Origin of the sequence: Alloyangia pacifica, assembly GCF_900116195.1 — a bacterium.
In the GTDB taxonomy this organism is placed as follows: domain Bacteria; phylum Pseudomonadota; class Alphaproteobacteria; order Rhodobacterales; family Rhodobacteraceae; genus Salipiger; species Salipiger pacificus.
The window spans coordinates 893,927-911,103 of sequence record NZ_FOZW01000001.1 but is presented as its reverse complement, the minus strand read 5'-3'; the positions used below and the strand labels follow the sequence as shown (position 1 = coordinate 911,103).

The 17,177-nt window shown below is 69.2% G+C and carries 17 protein-coding genes; 2 read left to right on the top strand and 15 right to left on the bottom strand.

The annotated features are described in order from the left end of the window. Positions 1-400 (top strand): PLP-dependent transferase (locus BM397_RS04405; protein ID WP_177239595.1); only part of this gene is annotated, 400 nt, incomplete at its 5' end. A gap of 779 nt (positions 401-1,179) precedes the next feature. On the opposite strand, the gene BM397_RS04400 is transcribed toward BM397_RS04405, so the two are convergent. From BM397_RS04400 to BM397_RS04355, 10 genes are read right to left on the bottom strand one after another with little or no spacing between them, the layout of a single operon-like run. Continuing rightward, positions 1,180-2,883 carry a thiamine pyrophosphate-requiring protein gene (locus BM397_RS04400; RefSeq protein ID WP_092422339.1) on the bottom strand — a complete coding sequence of 568 codons (1,704 nt, stop codon included), beginning with the start codon at positions 2,881-2,883 and terminating at the stop codon, positions 1,180-1,182. A gap of 2 nt (positions 2,884-2,885) precedes the next feature. Continuing rightward, positions 2,886-4,244, bottom strand: coding sequence for a TRAP transporter large permease (locus tag BM397_RS04395; protein WP_092422336.1), 1,359 nt, complete (start codon positions 4,242-4,244; stop codon positions 2,886-2,888). Then, positions 4,241-4,747 carry a TRAP transporter small permease gene (locus tag BM397_RS04390; RefSeq protein ID WP_092422333.1) on the bottom strand — a complete coding sequence of 169 codons (507 nt, stop codon included), beginning with the start codon at positions 4,745-4,747 and terminating at the stop codon, positions 4,241-4,243. The genes BM397_RS04395 and BM397_RS04390 overlap by 4 nt, the downstream gene beginning before the upstream one ends. After that, positions 4,747-5,796 carry a TRAP transporter substrate-binding protein gene (locus BM397_RS04385; protein ID WP_092422331.1) on the bottom strand — a complete coding sequence of 350 codons (1,050 nt, stop codon included), beginning with the start codon at positions 5,794-5,796 and terminating at the stop codon, positions 4,747-4,749. The genes BM397_RS04390 and BM397_RS04385 overlap by 1 nt, the downstream gene beginning before the upstream one ends. 43 nt (positions 5,797-5,839) lie before the next feature. Beyond that, on the bottom strand, positions 5,840-7,288 hold the full coding sequence (locus tag BM397_RS04380; protein ID WP_092422328.1) for an aldehyde dehydrogenase: 1,449 nt from the start codon (positions 7,286-7,288) through the stop codon (positions 5,840-5,842). Between the two features lie 19 nt (positions 7,289-7,307). After that, positions 7,308-8,042 (bottom strand): ABC transporter ATP-binding protein, encoded by a 735-nt coding sequence (locus BM397_RS04375; RefSeq protein ID WP_092422325.1) that lies wholly within the window; start codon positions 8,040-8,042, stop codon positions 7,308-7,310. Then, positions 8,035-8,763: an ABC transporter ATP-binding protein gene (locus BM397_RS04370; RefSeq protein WP_092422322.1), complete on the bottom strand. Its 729-nt coding sequence runs from the start codon at positions 8,761-8,763 to the stop codon at positions 8,035-8,037. The genes BM397_RS04375 and BM397_RS04370 overlap by 8 nt, the downstream gene beginning before the upstream one ends. Next, positions 8,760-9,698, bottom strand: a complete 939-nt coding sequence (locus BM397_RS04365) for a branched-chain amino acid ABC transporter permease (RefSeq protein WP_092422319.1) — start codon at positions 9,696-9,698, stop codon at positions 8,760-8,762. Before BM397_RS04365 ends, BM397_RS04370 begins: the two co-directional genes overlap by 4 nt. A gap of 4 nt (positions 9,699-9,702) precedes the next feature. Beyond that, positions 9,703-10,575, bottom strand: a complete 873-nt coding sequence (locus BM397_RS04360; RefSeq protein ID WP_092422316.1) for a branched-chain amino acid ABC transporter permease — start codon at positions 10,573-10,575, stop codon at positions 9,703-9,705. A 56-nt stretch (positions 10,576-10,631) separates the two neighbouring features. Then, the gene (locus BM397_RS04355) at positions 10,632-11,846 is read right to left on the bottom strand and encodes an amino acid ABC transporter substrate-binding protein (protein WP_092422313.1); all 1,215 of its coding nucleotides are present in this window, start codon (positions 11,844-11,846) and stop codon (positions 10,632-10,634) included. 167 nt (positions 11,847-12,013) lie between these two features. Here BM397_RS04355 and BM397_RS04350 point away from each other — a divergent pair, with 167 nt between their 5' ends. Further along, positions 12,014-12,889: a helix-turn-helix domain-containing protein gene (locus BM397_RS04350; protein WP_092422310.1), complete on the top strand. Its 876-nt coding sequence runs from the start codon at positions 12,014-12,016 to the stop codon at positions 12,887-12,889. A 184-nt stretch (positions 12,890-13,073) separates the two neighbouring features. Here BM397_RS04350 and BM397_RS04345 read toward each other — a convergent pair whose 3' ends face one another. The 5 genes from BM397_RS04345 to BM397_RS04325 form a co-directional block, all read right to left on the bottom strand. Next, positions 13,074-14,123 (bottom strand): dihydropteroate synthase, encoded by a 1,050-nt coding sequence (locus BM397_RS04345; RefSeq protein ID WP_092422307.1) that lies wholly within the window; start codon positions 14,121-14,123, stop codon positions 13,074-13,076. 38 nt (positions 14,124-14,161) lie between these two features. Beyond that, positions 14,162-14,812 (bottom strand): HAD family hydrolase, encoded by a 651-nt coding sequence (locus BM397_RS04340; protein WP_092422304.1) that lies wholly within the window; start codon positions 14,810-14,812, stop codon positions 14,162-14,164. Between the two features lie 40 nt (positions 14,813-14,852). Beyond that, entirely contained in the window at positions 14,853-15,773 is a 921-nt protein-coding gene (locus BM397_RS04335) for a methylenetetrahydrofolate reductase (protein WP_092422301.1), read from the bottom strand. After that, on the bottom strand, positions 15,770-16,096 hold the full coding sequence (locus BM397_RS04330; RefSeq protein ID WP_092422298.1) for a virulence factor: 327 nt from the start codon (positions 16,094-16,096) through the stop codon (positions 15,770-15,772). Before BM397_RS04330 ends, BM397_RS04335 begins: the two co-directional genes overlap by 4 nt. 103 nt (positions 16,097-16,199) lie before the next feature. Continuing rightward, a complete protein-coding gene (locus BM397_RS04325) occupies positions 16,200-17,099 on the bottom strand; it encodes a hypothetical protein (RefSeq protein WP_092422295.1) in 900 nt (299 codons plus the stop codon). Positions 17,100-17,177: the final 78 nt, after the last annotated feature.

Genomic DNA, 17,177 nt, shown 5'->3' with positions numbered 1-17,177 from the left:
CCATGTGCGCAACGCCCAGGCGGTGGCCGAATGGCTGGAAAAAGACCCGCGCGTCGAGGCGGTGACCTATGCCGGCCTGCCGTCCTCGCCCTGGCACGAGCGGGCGCAGCGCGTCGTTCCCAAGGGCGCCGGGGCGCTTTTCACCGTTGCGATCAAGGGCGGCTATGATGCCTGCGTGAAGCTGGTGGACAGCCTGCAGCTCTTCAGCCACGTGGCCAACCTCGGCGATACGCGCAGCCTGATCATCCATCCCGCCTCCACGACCCACCGCCAGCTCGAACCGGAGCAGCAGGTGCAGGCGGGGGCGGCGCCCAACGTGGTGCGCATCTCGATCGGCATCGAGGACGTGGCCGACATCATCGCCGATCTCGATCAGGGGCTGGCCGCGGCCGCGTCCTGAGATCGCAAGGCAGGGCTGCGCGGGTCTGGGCAAAAGAGGCCGCCCGCGCGCTGCGCCACCTGCCGTGGCGGTGCCCGGAAAACGCGGGGCCCGAGCGCTCTGCGACGGGCGTCCGGGATGTCTCGGGCAGAAGACCTTCGCCTGCCGGGTCGCGCCGGAGGTCCGCCCTTGGTGCCCACGATCGCGGGGCCTCCGGAGCCGCCCTTGGCCGCCGCCCTAATTGGCGCGCCGGGCACCCACCGGGAGAGGAGGGTGCCCCGACGATCATGCGGCGCAGATTGGCCTGCGCCGCATCGATCCCGCGTGGTCCAGCAGGCGGCCCGCGCCCCGATCGTCACCGGTGAAGGGGCGTTCGGCAGCTGTGACGCCGATGCCGGCCCGGCGTGCTCCGCGTGCACTCGCAGTGCCTGCGAGACCCTCGCCGCTCCCGCGGCAGGAGGTTCAGAACTGCGCGTCGTCAGCCCTTCTGACATCAGGCACGGGGGGCGGCAGACGGTCGTTCTGTCTTTGTCGGATCGCACGCGCCTTGACCGGGCGTCGACGCCCCGCTTGCCGGGCGACAGCGCGCTCAGGAACGGCGGGACCTGGCTTCACCGCCGCGCGCAGCCCTTGCGTTGGCCGGCACCGGCGGCACCCGGCCCTGCGACGGGGCTCCGTACCGCGGCGCAGCCGACATGCGAGGCTGGGCTCCCGGGCGCGGCCCAGCCGCTTCTTCTCTTTGAAAATACGCAAGCCCGGCGGCACCGACAGAAATGCCGCCGGGCAGAGAGCGCCCCGCCTCAGCCGGCGATGCGCACGTTGAGCAGCGCGCAGCGCCGCTCCTCTCGGATTACTTTGAGAGCGGCGTCGAGGGCCGGGCGCAGCGTGTCCGGCGTCTCTACGGCGCGGGCCCAGGCATTGCTGGCCTCTGCAACCTTGCAGAAGTCCGGGCTCGGCGCGAGGCCGGTGAGCGGCATGACATTGGCGCGGCCCGCCGCGCCATCGGGGTAGAGTCCGGTCACCGAGGCGCGCACCGCGCCCCATTCGGCGTTGTTGAGGATCACGATGAGGATCGGCAGCGCCAGCGCCTCGGCGATCTGGTGGCAGGCCACGGGGTTGGCGAACATGTAGCTGCCATCGCCGAGCGTCGCGACGCAGATCCGCTCCGGATCGGCGAGTTGCGCGCCGAGCGCCGCGGGGAAGGACCAGCCGAGCCCGCCAGAATGCGGCTCCTGGAACCACGAGCGATGCGCGCGGCGCGGCAGCGGGCCCAGCATGGTGCCGAGCTCGGAAAAGACCGAGGAGGGGGCCTCTTGCGCGTCGAGGGCCTCGCCGAGGATGCGGCTGACGGCGGGCTTGGTCAGCAGATCGCCCTGCGGCTGTGCCGCCTCTGTCTGCACCTGCCGGGCGCGCGCCGTGGACTCGGCGAGCCGGGCGCGGCGGGGCGCGATGTGCGCGCCCTTCGGCAGATCCGCCATGGCCGCGATCAGCGCCGGGATGGTCCGGGCGTTCTCGCCGGTGATCGACAGGTCCGAGCGGAAGTTGCGCACCGGGAAGCGCGAGAAGATCGGGTCCGGCCCCATGTTGGTCACCTTCGCTCCGGCGCGGGGTGCGTGGGCGTCGGGCATCCAGGGGGCGAGGCAGTCGAGGATCAGCACTACGTCGGCCTCGTCCAGCCAGGGTCCGGGATCGGCGCCGACGTGGCAGGGGTGGTCGGTGGGGATGGCGAGATGCGTCGCCCACCACGAGCAGACCGCGATGCCCCACTCCTCGGCCCACTTCGAGAAGGCCGCGAAGCTCTCGGCGTCGCCCGAGCCGCGCTGCGCGATGATCAGCGGGAATTCGGCGCCTGCCAGCCAGCGGGCGAGCGTGGCGATGGCCTCGGGGTTCGGCGCGGCCTCGGAGGCGGCCATGGAGGGGGCGGCATCCAGTCCGTCGGTGGGCACGGGCTCGCAGAGCACCTCGCGCGGGATCGACAGATAAACCGGCCCCTTGGGGGTGGAATTGGCGATGGCATGGGCGCGGTCCAGCAGGCCGGGCACCTGCTCAGGAAATTTCAGCTCGTACTCCCACTTCGCGGCCTCGCGCACCAGCGCCGCCTGGTCGCGCATCTCCTGTCCCCAGCCGATCGGCACGGTGCGGGCGCCGAAGCGGCCCGCCTCGGTGACCGGGGTGCGGCCCGACATGAGGATCATCGGCACGTGCTCGCAGGCGGCGTTGATCGCGCCGATGGCACCATTGGCCAGCCCGACGTTGGTGTGCAGCATCACCGCCTGCGCCTTGCCGGTCATCAGGTAGTAGCCATGCGCCATGCCCAGTGCCGCGTGCTCATGCGGCATGGTCAGCGCCTGCGGCAGCTCGATGCCCTCGGCGGCGGCCTGCGCCAGCCCCTCGATGATCGGCGGGAAGTCGGTGCCGGAATTGGCGAAGACATAGTCCACGCCGAGCGCCTTCAGCCGGGGGAAGATCGCCCCCCCGGCGGTGACGGTGGATTGGTCTGTCATTGTCAGCCTCTCAGCAGGGTTGGCAGCCAGAGCGTGAGCACGGGGAAGGCGAGGACCAGTGCGACCCGCACCAGCTCGGCGCAGAAGAAGGGCACGACGCCCTTGAAGGTTTCGATCATCGGCGTGTCGCGGGCCAGCGCCGAAATGATGAAGACGTTCATCCCCACCGGCGGCGTGATCAGCCCCAGCTCGGCGACGATCAGCGCGAGGATGCCGAACCAGACCTTGAGATCCTCGGTGCCCATGCCGAAGCCGGCGGTGTCGGCGGTGGCGTAGAGCCCGCCGTTCAGCTCCACCAGCATCGGCCAGAAGAAAGGGATCACCAGCAGGATCATCGACATGCTGTCCATCAGGCAGCCGAGCAGGATCAGAGCGATCAGGATCAGAACCATGACCATCATCGGGGCCATGCCGCTCTCGGCGATCCAGAGCGCCGCCTGTTGCGGCAGGCCGATGCGGGACATGAAGATCTTCATCAGCTCCGCGCCCAGCAGGATGACGTAGATCATCCCCGACGTGCGGGCGGTGGACTTCAGCGCGGTGACCATCTCGGACAGCCCGACCCGGCGCTTGCCAATGCCGTAGATCCAGACGAGGAAGACGCCGACTGCGGCGGCCGGGGTCGGGTTGAAGAAGCCGCCGTAGATGCCGCCCAGCACCAGCCCGAAGATCACCATGACCGGCAGCAGGCCGAGCGTCGCCGAGATGAACTCGGAGCGCCCCGCCGCGCCGCCCGCGGGACCCGCCGAGGGGCGGATGCGGACGTAGATGGCGATGGTCAGGATGAAGAAGAGCACCGCGAGGATGCCGGGCAGCATGGCCGCGGCGAACATCGTCACGATATTGGCCTCGACGATCACCGCGTAGACGATCAGCACCACCGAGGGCGGAATGAGGATGCCCAGAACGCCGCCCGCGGCGAGTGAGCCGGTGGCCAGCGCGCCGGAGTAGTTGTAGCGCTTGAGCTCGGGCAGGGCGACCTTGCCCATGGTCGAGGCGGTGGCCAGCGACGAGCCGCAGACCGCGCCGAAGCCGGCGCATCCGGCGATGGCCGCCATGGCGGTGCCGCCCCGCATCCAGCCGAGCCAGGCGTTGGCACCGCGGAACAGCGCGTGGCTCAGCCCCGCGACCGTGGCCAGCTCGCCCATCAGCACAAACATCGGCACGACCGAGAGGTCGTAGATCGAGAATTGCCCGTAGGCGAGGGTCTTCAGCTGGCTCAGCAGCAGCATCGGCCCGTTGACCAGCATGATGCCGCCGCCGCCGACGAGGATCATCGCGTAGGCTATGGGAATGCGGATGGCGATGAGAACGATGAGGACGACCAGAGCGATGACGCCGAGGGTGATGGGATCGCTCATGTCCGGGCCTCCGTCAGGCTCTCGCGGAAGGTGACGGCGGCGGCGGCGATCAGCAGCACCAGCGAGACGAGGATCGGCACGAAGGCCCACCAGATGGGCACCTGCAGGATCGTCGTCGTGTAGTTGTAGGCCTTCTGGTCGAGCATCCCGAGGTACATGCGCCAGACAAGTATGCCGGCAAAACCGAAGGCGATCAGCGAGGCGAGCGCGCGCAGCACCGCCAGCACCGGGCGGGGGGCGTTCGCGGTGAAGATATCGGCGGTGACATTGGCGTCGGTGAGCTGGCAGTAGGGCAGGAAGGCGAAGACCGCCACCGCGACGCCCATCTCGGTCAGCTCGAAATCGCCGGGCAGGGGCTTGGCCACCACGGCACCGATGACCGAGGCGACGTTGATCAAGACGATCACCAGCAGGAGGGCGCCGCCGAGCAGCGCCCAGAGGGTGACAAGACGTGCGACCGCAGCGGAAACTCCGCTGCGGCCTCCAACTTCCGTGGCGAACATCAGTTGCTCATGCTCGCGTCGGCATTGGCCTCGATCAGCTCGCGGGCCTTGGCGACCATGGCGGCGCCGTCGATGCCCTTGGACGAGACGTCCTCGACCCAGCGGTCCACCACCGGCTCGAGCGCGGCCTGGAACGCGGCGGTCTCTTCTTCGGTGAGGGTGATGTGGGTGTTGCCGGCATCGGTCGCGACCTTGATGCCGCGCTCGTCGATGTTGCGCCAGATACGGCCGACCTCGGCCACCCAGTCACGATCCGAGGCATCGCGGAAGGCCTTCTGGATGTCTTCGGGCAGGCTATCCCAGCGTGCCTTGTTCATCGAGATCTGGAAGGTCGTGGTGCCGAAGCGCGCCTTCTCGTAGCCCTCGATCTGGTACTTGGTCTGATCCTGCAGCTTCAGCGCCGGGATGATTTCCCAGGGGATGAAGGCGCCGTCGACGACCTTCTTCGACAGGGCCTGCGGCAGGTCCGGCACCGGCATCGAGACCGGCGAAGCCCCCAGCGCCTCGATCACCCAGGCCCCGGTACGGGTCGGCACGCGCAGTTTCAGCCCCTCGAGATCGGAGGGTTTGTGGACCTCGCGGTCGACGGTCTGCATGCCCTGTCCTGCGTGTACGTGCAGGAACATCGGCTCCATGCCCTTGTAGTCGTCCTTGAGGTACTCGTCGTACATGTCATAGAGCGCCAGGTTCGCCGCCACCGGATCGTTTGTGAAGACGAAGGGCAGTTCCATCACCTCGGTGCGCGGGAAGAGCCCCGGCGTGTAGCCGTTGACCGTCCAGATCAGGTCGACGACCCCGTCACGCACCTGGTTGACCAGCTCGGGCGGACGCCCGCCAAGGGTCATCGAGGGGTAGATCTCGATCTTCACCTTGCCGCCGGAGTTCTCCTCGACGGCCTTGACCCAGGGCTCGATCATGTCTGTCTGCGCGGGCGACTTGGCGCCGAGCAGGTGGTGCAGCTTGAAGACATGTTCCTGGGCCCAGGCGCCGCCGGCGGCGACGCTCAGGGCCAGGGCCGCAACCGCGGTCTTGGCGAGTTTCAGTTTCATGTTTTTCTCCTCCCGTTTTCAACCGATACGACCGCTCCTCCGGTCAGATCGGGTAGTGCAAGTCTCCGTCCTGCGTCGTCATCCAGCGCAATTCGGTGAACTCGGCGACTCCCCACGTGCCGCCAAAGCGACCGTAGCCTGAATCCTTCACGCCGCCGAAGGGCATTTGCGCCTCGTCATGCACGGTTGGACCGTTGACGTGGCAAATACCACTCTCGATGCGCCGGGCGACCGCCATGGCTCGGGCCTGGTCGCGGCCAAAGACCGCCGCCGACAGGCCGAATTCGCTTTCGTTGGCCACGCGCACCGCCTCGTCGACGCTGCCCACGCGGATGATCGAGGACACCGGGCCGAAACTTTCCTCGGAGTAAAGCCGCATCTGCGGGGTCACCCCGTCGAGCGCCGCGGCGTTGAGGATGGTGCCCGAGCCGCCGCCGCCGATCAGCCGCGCGCCCTTCTGCACGGCGTCCTCGATGAGGTCCCGGATGCGGTCGGCAGCGCCCATGTTCACGAGGCTGCCGAGCGGCGCCTTGCCCTCGCGCGGATCGCCCGCGGTGAGGCTTTCGACCTTCTCGGCAAAGGCCGCGACGAAGGCGTCGGCGATCTCGTCCATGACGATGATACGCTCGGTCGACATGCAGATCTGGCCCTGGTTCATGTAGGCGCCGAAACCGGCCGCCGCGACGGCGGCGGGAATGTCGGCGTCATCGAGAACAATGAAGGGGGCCTTGCCGCCCAGTTCCAGCAGCGAAGGCTTGAGGTGCCGCGCCGACAGCTCGGCGACGATGCGGCCGACGCGGGTCGAGCCGGTGAAATTCACCCGGCGCACGGCGGGGTGGGCGATCAGCGTCTCGACCAGCTCCGGCGCATCCTCGGGCGCGTTGGAGATGGCGTTGACCACGCCCTTGGGCAGGCCCGCCTCCGAGACCGCCTCGAGGATCAGCGCGTGGGTACGCGGGCACAGCTCCGAGGTCTTCATCACCACGGTGTTGCCACAGGCCAGCGGCGTGGCGATCGAGCGCACGCCGAGGATCACCGGCGCGTTCCAGGGGGCCATGGCCAGCACCACGCCCGCGGGCTGGCGCACCGCGTAGGCAGTCGAGCCGGGGCGGTTCGAGGGCACGATCTCGCCCTTGATCTGCGTCGTCAGGCTGGCCGCTTCAAGCAGCATGTCCGCGGCGAGCATGACGTTGAACCGGGCCCAGGCCTCGGTCGCGCCGATTTCGGCCTTCATCGCCGCAACGATGTCGTCGCCGCGTGCGGCGAGCGCCTCGGAGGCCTTGATCAGCAGTTTGCGGCGCTGGCCGGGGGCGACGGCGGCCCACTCAGGGAAGGCCGCGGCGGCGGCATCCACCGCGCGGATCGCGTCGGCCTTGCTGGCGGCGGCGGCGCGGGTCGCCACCTCGCCGCTGACCGGGTTGGCGCGTTCGAATTCGCGGCTGTCCTCTGCGGGGACGTGTTCGCCGTCGATAAAGAGGTTGAGGCTATCCATGCCTGTCGGTCTCCTAGGGTCAGTTCAATTCGTTTTCGAGCGGTTCGCTTGTGCCGCCCAGGAAGGCGCGCTGCACCGCGGGATCGCTCTGCAATTGCTCGGCGCTGCCGCTGCCCACCACGCGCCCGGCTTCCAGCAGGTAGCCGCGGCTGGCGAGCGCGAGGCTGGCGCGCACGTTCTGTTCCACGATGAGCAGCGTGAGCCCGGTCTCGCGGATGCGGCCAAGGGCGGCAAACACCTCCTTGGTCACGATGGGGGCGAGCCCGAGGCTCGGCTCGTCGAGCAGCAGCAGGTCGGGGTTCGACATCAGCGCGCGGGCGATGGCGACCATCTGCTGCTCGCCGCCCGACATGGTGCCGACCAGCTGCTTCTGCCGTTCGGCAAGGCGCGGGAAGAGCTCCAGCACCTCGCGGCGGCGCGCCTCGGCACCGCCGCGCGCGCGGGCCGGGTGACAGCCGAGCGCGAGGTTGTCGGCGACGCTCATGCGGGCAAAGATGCCGCGCCCCTCGGGCACCAGCGCGATCCCGCGCTCGACGATCTCATGCGCGGGCACCTGCGCCAGATCCTGCCCCTCGTGGCTGATCACGCCGGAGGCCGGGCGGACCACGCCGCCCACAGCCTTCAGCAGCGAGGATTTCCCCGCGCCATTGGCGCCGAGGATCACCACGCATTCGCCCTTGTCCACCGCCATGCCCACCCCGCCAAGCGCCGTGTGCTTGCCGTAGGTGATGCGCAGGTTGTCGATCTCAAGCATCCTCTTCTCCCAGGTAGGCGGCGACCACATGCGGGTCCGACAGGACCTGATCCGTGGGGCCGTCGGCGATCAGCGTGCCGGAGTTCATCACCGCGCAGCGCGGGCAGAGCGCGCGCACGGCATCCATGATGTGCTCGACCATGATGATGGTGATGCCGGTCTGCTCGAGCTCGCGGATCAGCCGGATGCCCTCGTGCAGCTCGGTCGGGTTGAGCCCGGCGAGCCACTCGTCGAGCAGCAAGAGCTTCGGCGCCGAGGCGAGCGCGCGCGCAAGCTCCAGCCGCTTCTGGTCGATATAGGTCAGCTCCGAGGCCTGCTGCCCGGCGCGGGCGTGCAGCCCCACCATGTCGAGGCATTCGGCCACCTGCGCCTTCAGCGCGCGGCCCCAGAGCCGGTCCGGGCCGAAGGCGGCGGGCACCATGACGTTCTCTTCCAGCGTCAGCGAGGGCAGGATCTTCACCAGCTGGAAGGTCCGTGCCACGCCCGACTTGGCGATGCGATGGGGCGGGGCGCCGGTCATGTCCTTGCCATTGATCAGCAGGGCGCCCTCCGAAGACTTCAGCGCCCCGGAGATGAGGTTCATCAGGGTGGTCTTGCCCGAGCCGTTCGGCCCCAGCAGCCCCAGCACCTCGCCGCGCCTGACGGTGAGCGACACGCCATTCACCGCCGTCAGCCCGCCGAAGCGCTTGGTCAGCCCTTGGGTTTCCAGAAGCACGCTCATGCGTTTGCCTCCTTTGCCGGTTTGGTCGCCGAGTTTCCGTTGCCCTTGCTGCGGAACTTCTCCAGCGCTGCCAGCACGCCATCGGGCAGGGCGTAAACCACCGCCATGAACATCAGCCCCAGCAGGATCGAGAAGTGATCGGGGAAGCGCGCCGAGAGCCATTCGAAGAGCAGGAACAGCGGCACCGCGCCGCAGAGCGGACCCCAGAGCCTCGTCGCGCCGCCCAGCAGCGCCATGATCACCGTCAGGAAGCTGACCGTCGGGTTGAAGACGATCGAGGGCTCGACGTAGACCCAGCGCGGTGCCTGGATCGCGCCGACCAGCGTGATGATCGTGGCCGAGGCGACGAAGAGTACGAGCTTGGTGCGGGCGAGGTTGATGCCCGAGTGCGCCGCGACGGTCTCGTCGTCGCCGATCACCCGAAGAGCGAGGCCGAGGCGCGAGCGCCGGATCCAGGCAGAGAGCGCCAGCGTCGCCGCGCCGAGCGCCAGCAGCTGCCAGAAGATGTGCTTGGCCTCCAGATCGAGGAAGATGTAGCGGCCGAGCGTTCCGGTCACGTTGACCTCGAACCAGGTGATCAGCTGGCGCACCAGTTCCGCCAGTCCGAAGCTGAAGATCACGAAGTAGATGCCCGCGAGCCGCAAGGTGGAGAGCCCCACCAGCAGCGCCATCGTGGCGCCGATCCCGGCGGCGGCAAGCAGCACCAGCGGGTAGGGCAGCACCTCGTTCAGCACTGCAACCGTGTAGGCGCCGACGCCGAAGAAGGCGACCGTGGCCAGCGAGATGTAGCGCGTCGGTCCCGAGAACATCGCCCAGGAGGTGGCCAGCGTCACGTAGCCCGCGAGGCCCACCAGCATGCCGGTGCCGTAGTCGCCGAAGACCATCGGCAGGGTGGCAAGCGCCGCCAGCGCGAGAACCGCAAGAAGATAGCGCATCGGATCAGCCCCCCGCCTTGCCGAAGAGCCCCGTCGGCCGCCAGAGCAGCACGGCAAGGAACATCGTGTAGGTGGCGGCCATGGTCAGGCCGGGGTCGATGAAGGCGGCAACGAAGGTCTCGGCGAGCCCCAGCAGCAGCCCGGCGATCAGCGCGCCGAGGATGTTGCCGACGCCGCCCATGATCACCACGATCAGCGCCTTCATGGTGAAGACCACGCCGTCCGTGGCCGAGAAGGTCTGGAACATCGAGACCAGCGCGCCTCCGGCGGCGGCCAGCGCCCCGCCAAGGGCAAAGCCCTGACGGCCCAGCTTGCCGACGTCGATGCCGACGAGGTAGGCCGAGTCCGGGGCCAGCGACACTGCGCGCAGCGCGCGGCCCCAGCGGGTGCGGATCAGCATGGCGTAGAGCCCGAAGCCGATGACCAGCGAGACCACGAAGGCGATCAGCCGGTTGGCGGCGATGGTGGTGCCGAGGATGCCGATGCCCTGGTTGAGATAGCTGTAGGAGGTGAAGTCGCTGCCGAAGGTGACCAGCATCAGCCCCTGCACCACGAAGAGCAGGCCGAAGGTGGCGAGGATCGTGTCGACCTCGAGCCGGCCTCCGCCGCCCGAACGCTTGATCAGCGGGCGCATCATGACGGTGTGGATGATCCAGCCGAGCGCGTAGCCCAGCGGCACGACGATGAGCAGCCCCCAGAGCGGGCCGAGGCCCCAGCTGGTGAACATCATGGTCACCGCGAAACAGGCGAGCAGCATGAATTCGCCATAGGCGAGGTTCATGATCCGGGCGATGCCGTACTGCAGCGACAGACCCAGCGCCAGAAGCGCGTAGGTGCCGCCGAGCACGAGCCCGAGAAAGAGTGTAGAGAGAAACATTTAGGGTTCCTGCAGGAGGAAACGGGCGGGGCGGGCACAGGGCCCGCCACCGCGGATTACCATTCGGGTTTCGGGATGACCGGGGCGGCCGCGCCCTCGCGGTCGGCGGGGCTTACGGCAACGAAGTGCTCGCCCTGCCACTGGCCGACCCACCAGAGCTTGCGCAGCTGGTTGTCCTCGAGTTTGACCTCGCCGATCACCGTGTCGAAGCTGCCGGTCGAAAGCTCGCCCGCCAGCGCCTCGTGGTCGAGGCCGACGCGCTTCACCGCCTCTTCGAGCATCTCCAGAGAGGCGTAGGTGATCGCGCTCGCCCAGCTGTCCGGCGGATTGCCGATGACCGAGGTGTGCTTGGCGAAATATTCCTCGATCGCCGGGCTCATCGCGTCGACGCCGCCGATGGACATGACGCCCTCCTGCTTGCCCTCGGTGATCTTGCCGTAGACCGGGAAGGCGCCGCCGACACCGATGTAGAAGACCTTCGGGTTGAAGCCGGCGGTCATCGCCTGCTTGGTCACGCCGAAGCTGCCCGGCGGATAGGAGAAGGCGACGAAGCTGTCGGCGCCCGAGCCCTGCACCTCGTTGAGGATGGCGGCGAAGTCGGAGGTGCCGAGCGGGTAGCTCTCGTCATAGACCAGCTCGAAACCGGCCTCCTCGAAGGCGGGGCGGGCGGCCTTCACGAGGTCGATGCCGAAGCCGTCGGCGACCGAGATCATTGCCACCTTGTCGTTGATCGTGCCGGCCTCCTTGGCGGCGGCCAGCGTCTCGACCAGCGCGGTGGCGTAGTCATGCCCGCCGCCGAGCATCCAGAACGAACGATCCCAGCGCTTGGCGAACTCCGGGGCCATGTCGGTCACCGAGGTCACCGCCAGCTGCGGGTAGCCGAAGCGGTCCATCAGCGGCGCGATGGCGAGGTTGCCGCCGGTGCCCCAGGGCGGCAGGATCAGGTCGACCTTGTCCTGCGTCGCGAGCCGCTCGATGGCGCGCACGAGGTCCTCGGCGCTGGAGCGGTCGTCGTATTCCACCACCTCGATCGGGCGGCGCGACCCGTCGGGCATTTCTAGCCCGCCGGCCTCATTCACTTCCTTCACCCAGAGCTCGTAGTTGGGGATGGTGGTGATGCCCGCGCCGGTGGCGTTGGGGCCGGACTTGGAGACCGCGTAGCCGATGGTGACTGGGTCTTCCTGCGCGGCGAGCGGCGCGCTCAGCGCCAGCGCCGAGACCATAGCAAGCGGCAGGGCGCGCAGCACGGCGCGCCTCGTGTTCTGTGACATGTTGTCCTCCCGTTTGATGCCTTGGCAGCATCGCGTTGCGCCACATGCGTCCCTCTCCCCGAGGCGTCCTGTGGCGGGTGACGGAAAAGGTATCTGAAAAATTCGTTGATAAAATGCACGTATGAGTGGATGAATTGTACATATACGTCCCAAAGCGCGCACATTTCATGAGCATGATGAAAACTTTCCCGCTTCGGCCCTCGGCGCACCACGGCATCACCGCGCATGAAATCCGCAGCCCGCTGGCCGAGACGACCTACGGGCTGCGCACCGAGAACGCCTGTTTGCTGGTGCTGCAATCGGGTCGGGGGCGGGTGCTGAGCGGCGCGCACGACATGGCGCTGGAGGCGCCGCGCTTCGTCTGGCTCGCGCCGGGGCGCGAGGGGGCACTGCGACTGTCGCCGGGCAGCCGTGGCGAGTTGGTGACGCTGACCAAGGGCGCGCTGTCTCGGGTGCTGCCGGGCTCGGCTTTCGGCGACGAGCTGAGCCAGGTGCTTGCCGCCGACCTGTCGGTGCCGCTAGGCGATCAGCGCGAGCGCGTGGTGCGGCGGCTGACCGAGTTGCGCGAGGAGTTGGGCGAGAGCGCGCCGGGGGTGGAGATCATGGCCGGTCACATGCTGTCGATGCTGCTGATCCAACTCTGGCGTGGTGTGAAGGAAGGACGCGCGCGCCCCGACGTGGCGACGGGCGGGCTGGTGCAGGGCTTCGTGCAACTGGCCGGTCTGCACCTGCGCGAGCACTGGGAGGTCGGCGACTACGCGGCCGCTCTGGGCGTGTCGCGCGATCGGCTCTCGGGGGCCGTGCGCCGCGCCACCGGGCGCTCGCCGCAGACCTGGCTGCACGAGGCGCTGCACCGCGAGGCGGCGGAGCTGCTGACCAACTCGGGGCTGCAGGTGGCGCAGGTAGGGTTCCGGCTTGGGTTCTCGGACCCGGCCTATTTCAACCGTTTTTTCAAAAGGATGGAGGGTGTTCCTCCGAGCCGGTTCCGGCGGCGGATGGCCAAGCGCAGTGCGCCGTCGACCTCCTATGCGGCGTGGCCGTGAGGCGCTGGGTTTGATCTGGGAGGGCGCGGGCCGACCAGCCCCGGGCCGCGCCCGACCCTCCCCCCGGGAGGGCGCATTTGCGATGCCCGTTTCAGCGCGCGCCTCGTCCGGGCCGGAGGGATAAAGCGCCTCTCACATACGGCCCACCCAGGTTCGGGCGCGTCCCTCCGCTCTGGAGGAGGGGTCAGGCCCGCCGCCGCCGTCCGCCGCGGCGACCGCCACGGGCCTCGCCGCCGGCGTCCTCGCCCTTGTTCATCGCGATCCAGGCGCTGCCATGCGGGTCCTGGTTCACCAGGAAGTTCGCGGCGCGGATCGCCGTCATCTCTGCGCCGGGACCAGCGGTCATCGACCCCAGCCCGAAGAGCCGCACGAAGTCGGCGTCCTCCATCGGCGGCAGCATCACCCCGGCGGCCTCCAGCTCTGCCTTCTTGGCGGCGATCTTCGTCTGCGTCACGGGCATCGCCACCGGGTTCATGATCGCCGAGGTCATCCCCGCGCCGATCGCCATGGGAAGGAAGGCGGTGTTGATCCCATGGCGGTTGGGCAGGCCGAAGGAGATGTTCGACGCGCCGCAGGTGGTGTTCACCCCCAGCTCTTCGCGCAGCCGTCGCACCAGTGCAAAGACCTGCTGCCCGGCGCTGGCCATGGCGCCCACCGGCATGACCAGCGGGTCGACCACGATGTCCTGCGCGGGAATGCCGAAATCCGCCGCGCGCTCGACGATCTTGCGCGCCACGGCGAAGCGCACGTCGGGGTCCTCGGAAATGCCGGTGTCGTCGTTGGAGATCGCCACCACCGGCACGTTGTATTTCTTAACCAGCGGCAGCACGCGCTCCAGCCGCTCTTCCTCTCCGGTAACCGAGTTCAGGAGCGGGCGGCCCGCGGCGGCCTCGAGCCCGGCCTCCAGCGCACCCGGCACCGAACTGTCGATGCAGAGCGGCACGTCCACGGTGGCCTGCACCAGCTCGATCATCTGCCGCATCAGCGGCGGTTCGGTCAGGTTCGGGTCGGGGTTGGAGTTGTAGACCACGCCGGCGTTCACATCGAGCACCGCGGCCCCCGCCGCCACCTGCGCCAGCGCATCGGCGACGACGGTGGAGAAATCCCCGGCCTCGAGCTCCGCCGCCAGCTTCTTGCGACCGGTGGGATTGATCCGCTCGCCGATCACGCAGAAGGGCTGGTCGAAGCCCATGATCACGGTGCGGCTCTTGGACTCGAGAACGGTGCGGGTCATGGGCTCTCCTCCCTGGGATGTGGTCTTGAGGCTCTGGTCTATTCCAGTCTGTTCAGCAGCGCCGCGAGCGCGGGGTCGGTGTAATCGGTGATCACGGTCTGCGCCCCGGAGGCCTGCAATTGCGCCACGCTGAGGCCCGACGAGCGGATGCCCACCGTGTGTGCGCCCGAGGCGGCTGCCGCGCGCATGCCCGAGGGGCTGTCCTCGAAGGCGATGCAGGCTTCCGGTGCCAGATCGAAGGCCCGCATGGCCGCGAGATAGGGCTCGGGATCGGGCTTGGCGCGGGTGCATTCGTCGCCGATCACCAGAAGTTCGATCCGCTGGCGCAGTCCGATCGCCCCGAGCATGGCCTCGGCGTTGACCCGCGGCGCGTTGGTGACCACCGCGATGCGCCAGCCGCGCGCCTCGGCGTGATCCATCAGCGCCTCTGCGCCGGGCATGGGGGCGTGCCCTTCGACCAGCCGGTCGCGGAAACGCGTCTCCTTGAGGTCCGAGAGCGCGTGGGCGTCTTCGCCGGGAAAGAGCTCTGGAAAGCTGTCGAGGTTGTGGCGGCCGTGGATGTCCGAGAGGTACCCCGCCTCGGTCAGCTCGCGGCCGCGCTCTGCATAGAGGTCCCGGAAGACCTCGAAGTGCAGCGGGTCTGAGTGGAGAAGTGTGCCGTCGAGGTCGAAGAGGAGTGCCTTGATCATGCCGGTCCCTTGCGCGTGTGTTGCCCGACGGACCGCGCCCTCAGACGGCCCGTGCGGCCGGCTGCGCGGCGGCACCGCCATGGCGGGCGGCCCAGTCCGTCGCCGCAGGGATGCCCCCGAGCGGGAAGAGATGCAACTGCGCGATGGGCAGATCGGGCTCGGCGGCGCAGGCGCGGGCGATCTCGGCAACAAACTCGGTGGGCTCGTAGGGCAGCATCAGCTTGCTGACGTCGCGGGCGCGTTTCTGCAACACCTTGAGCGAGGGGCCGACGCCGCAGGTGACGGCAAAGCGGATCAGCGTCTGCAGCTTGGCAGGGCCGGCGACGCCGAGGTGGACGGGCAGGGCAATGCCCTCGGCGCGCAGGCGGCGCGCCCATGCCAGCACCGGCGTGGCGTCGAAGGCGAATTGCGTGACCAATCCCATCTGCGCGTCGCTCCGCTCCGCGAAGGCCTGCTTCCAGCGCAGCGCCTGCATCACCGCGCGGTCAGAGCCGTCGGGGTCGATGTCGCGGCTTCCCTCGGGGTGGCCGGCCACATGCAGCCGGGTGAAGCCGGCGCGGTCGAACAGACCGGTTTCCAGCAACTGCATCGACGAATGGAAGGCGCCGCGCGGTGCGGGAATTCCGCCGGCGAGGATCAGCCCTTCGGTGACACCGGCCTCGCCCTGGTAGCGGGCGATCCAGTCGGCGAGGGTGGCGGCATCGGGGATCGAGCGCGCCGGGAAATGCGGCATGACGCTGTAGCCATCGGCGGCGAGGCGGGCGGCGGTGGCCACCATTTCCTCGATCGGGGTGCCGTCGATATGGGCGATGTAGACGCGGGTGCCTTCGGGCAGAAGGGCGCGGAAGTCGCCGACCTGCGCGGCGGTGCGCGGCATGACCTCGATCGAGTACCCCTCGAGAGCGGACGGGGGCAGGTGCGGCAGGGCCGGGCGCGGGCGGCGGAAGTTCAGCAGCTTCATCGGGGTCCTTTCGCGTGGTCCGGGCGCTCCGCCCAGCCGTCCTGTTCCACCAGCGCGGCAAGCCGCTCCGGTCCGTAGTCCTCGTCGAGCCGGGCGGCCAGCGCCTCGGCGATCTCCTGCGGGGCGCCATCGCGCGGCGCATCCGGGGCGCGGCGCCAGGCGTCGAGATAGGCGTCGCTCTCGCGCGCGCCGCTGCGCATGGCAGCACGGTCGATGGCGGCCTCGAAGCGGGCGGGGAGCACGCGCTTGGCAGCCTTGCGCCCGGTTCCGGCGATCACCTGCGCGGGGATGTCCCGCCAGTAGAGGATGGTGATCTCGGTCATGCCGCCCGGGTCCGCTTTGCCTGTCTTGTCCAGTCTAGACGTGGCCGCGGCCGGCGCGGGGTCGGTTTTCGACGGCATGGCGTCCGTGAGCGACGCCGGCGGGTCAGCCCGGGCGGCGCAGCGTGACGCCCGGCATGTCCGCCAGCCGCTGCAGGTCGGCGCGATACCGGTCCCGCTGCGCCTCCAGCACGGCGTCGGGCAGGTCGATCAGCGGGCGCGGGGCGGCGGCCCCGGCGTGGTCTCGGATGATCGCGGCCACCTCGTCGGGGGAGAGCTTGCGCCCGGCGCCATGCGCCTCGAGCAGGGCAAAGCAGGCGGCATCCCCGGCGCTGGCGTTGACCGGGGCGGCGGACTCGTCCCAGCCCGCCTCGGGCAGTTCAGGGCAGAGCGCGCGCAGGATCGCGCTGCGGCTGGGGCGGTCCTCGTGGGTGAAGAGCACGATCTCATCAGGGTCCAGCGCCCGGCGGAGGTCGGCCACCAGTTCGGGCCAGCCGCGCGTCGCGGGCCAGATCTCGCGGGCATAATGCTCGAAAGGCTGCAGCGCCCGGAACTCCAGCCGCTTGCGGTAGACCGAGATCGCCTGCGCCTCGTAGCTGCGCAGCACCAGCACGACCCGGCGCACCGGCGCGGCGAGATGCTGGCGCAGGAAGTCAAGTCGCGGCCCGGCGGCGGCGTAGGGGGCCTTGGCGATCACCGCGTTGAGCGCGCCGATCAGGTTCTCCTCGGAGATCAGCACGGCGGGGCGGCGGTTCAGCCCGTGGCGGCGGAGGGTGCGGGCAAGCTGCCGGCCATGGCGCTTCATCTCGTCGGTGCCGAAGTGGCGGGGCGGCGGCAGGCGCAGGCGCAGCGTCTCGGTGCCCGCGCCGTCGCGGTTGGAGAAAGCGGGGGTTAGGCCGGCCTCTTCGAGCTGTTCGAGATTGGCTGCAAGGAACTGCTGGAACGCACCGGTGCCGGTCCTGTGCAGACCGAGGTGCAGGTAGAAGCCGGGGGGCAGATCACTCATCAGACGGAACCGGGACTGGGGACATTGGCAGGGCGGGCGAGGCCCGGCGGAGCCTAGTCACGCCGCGCTCAAATTATC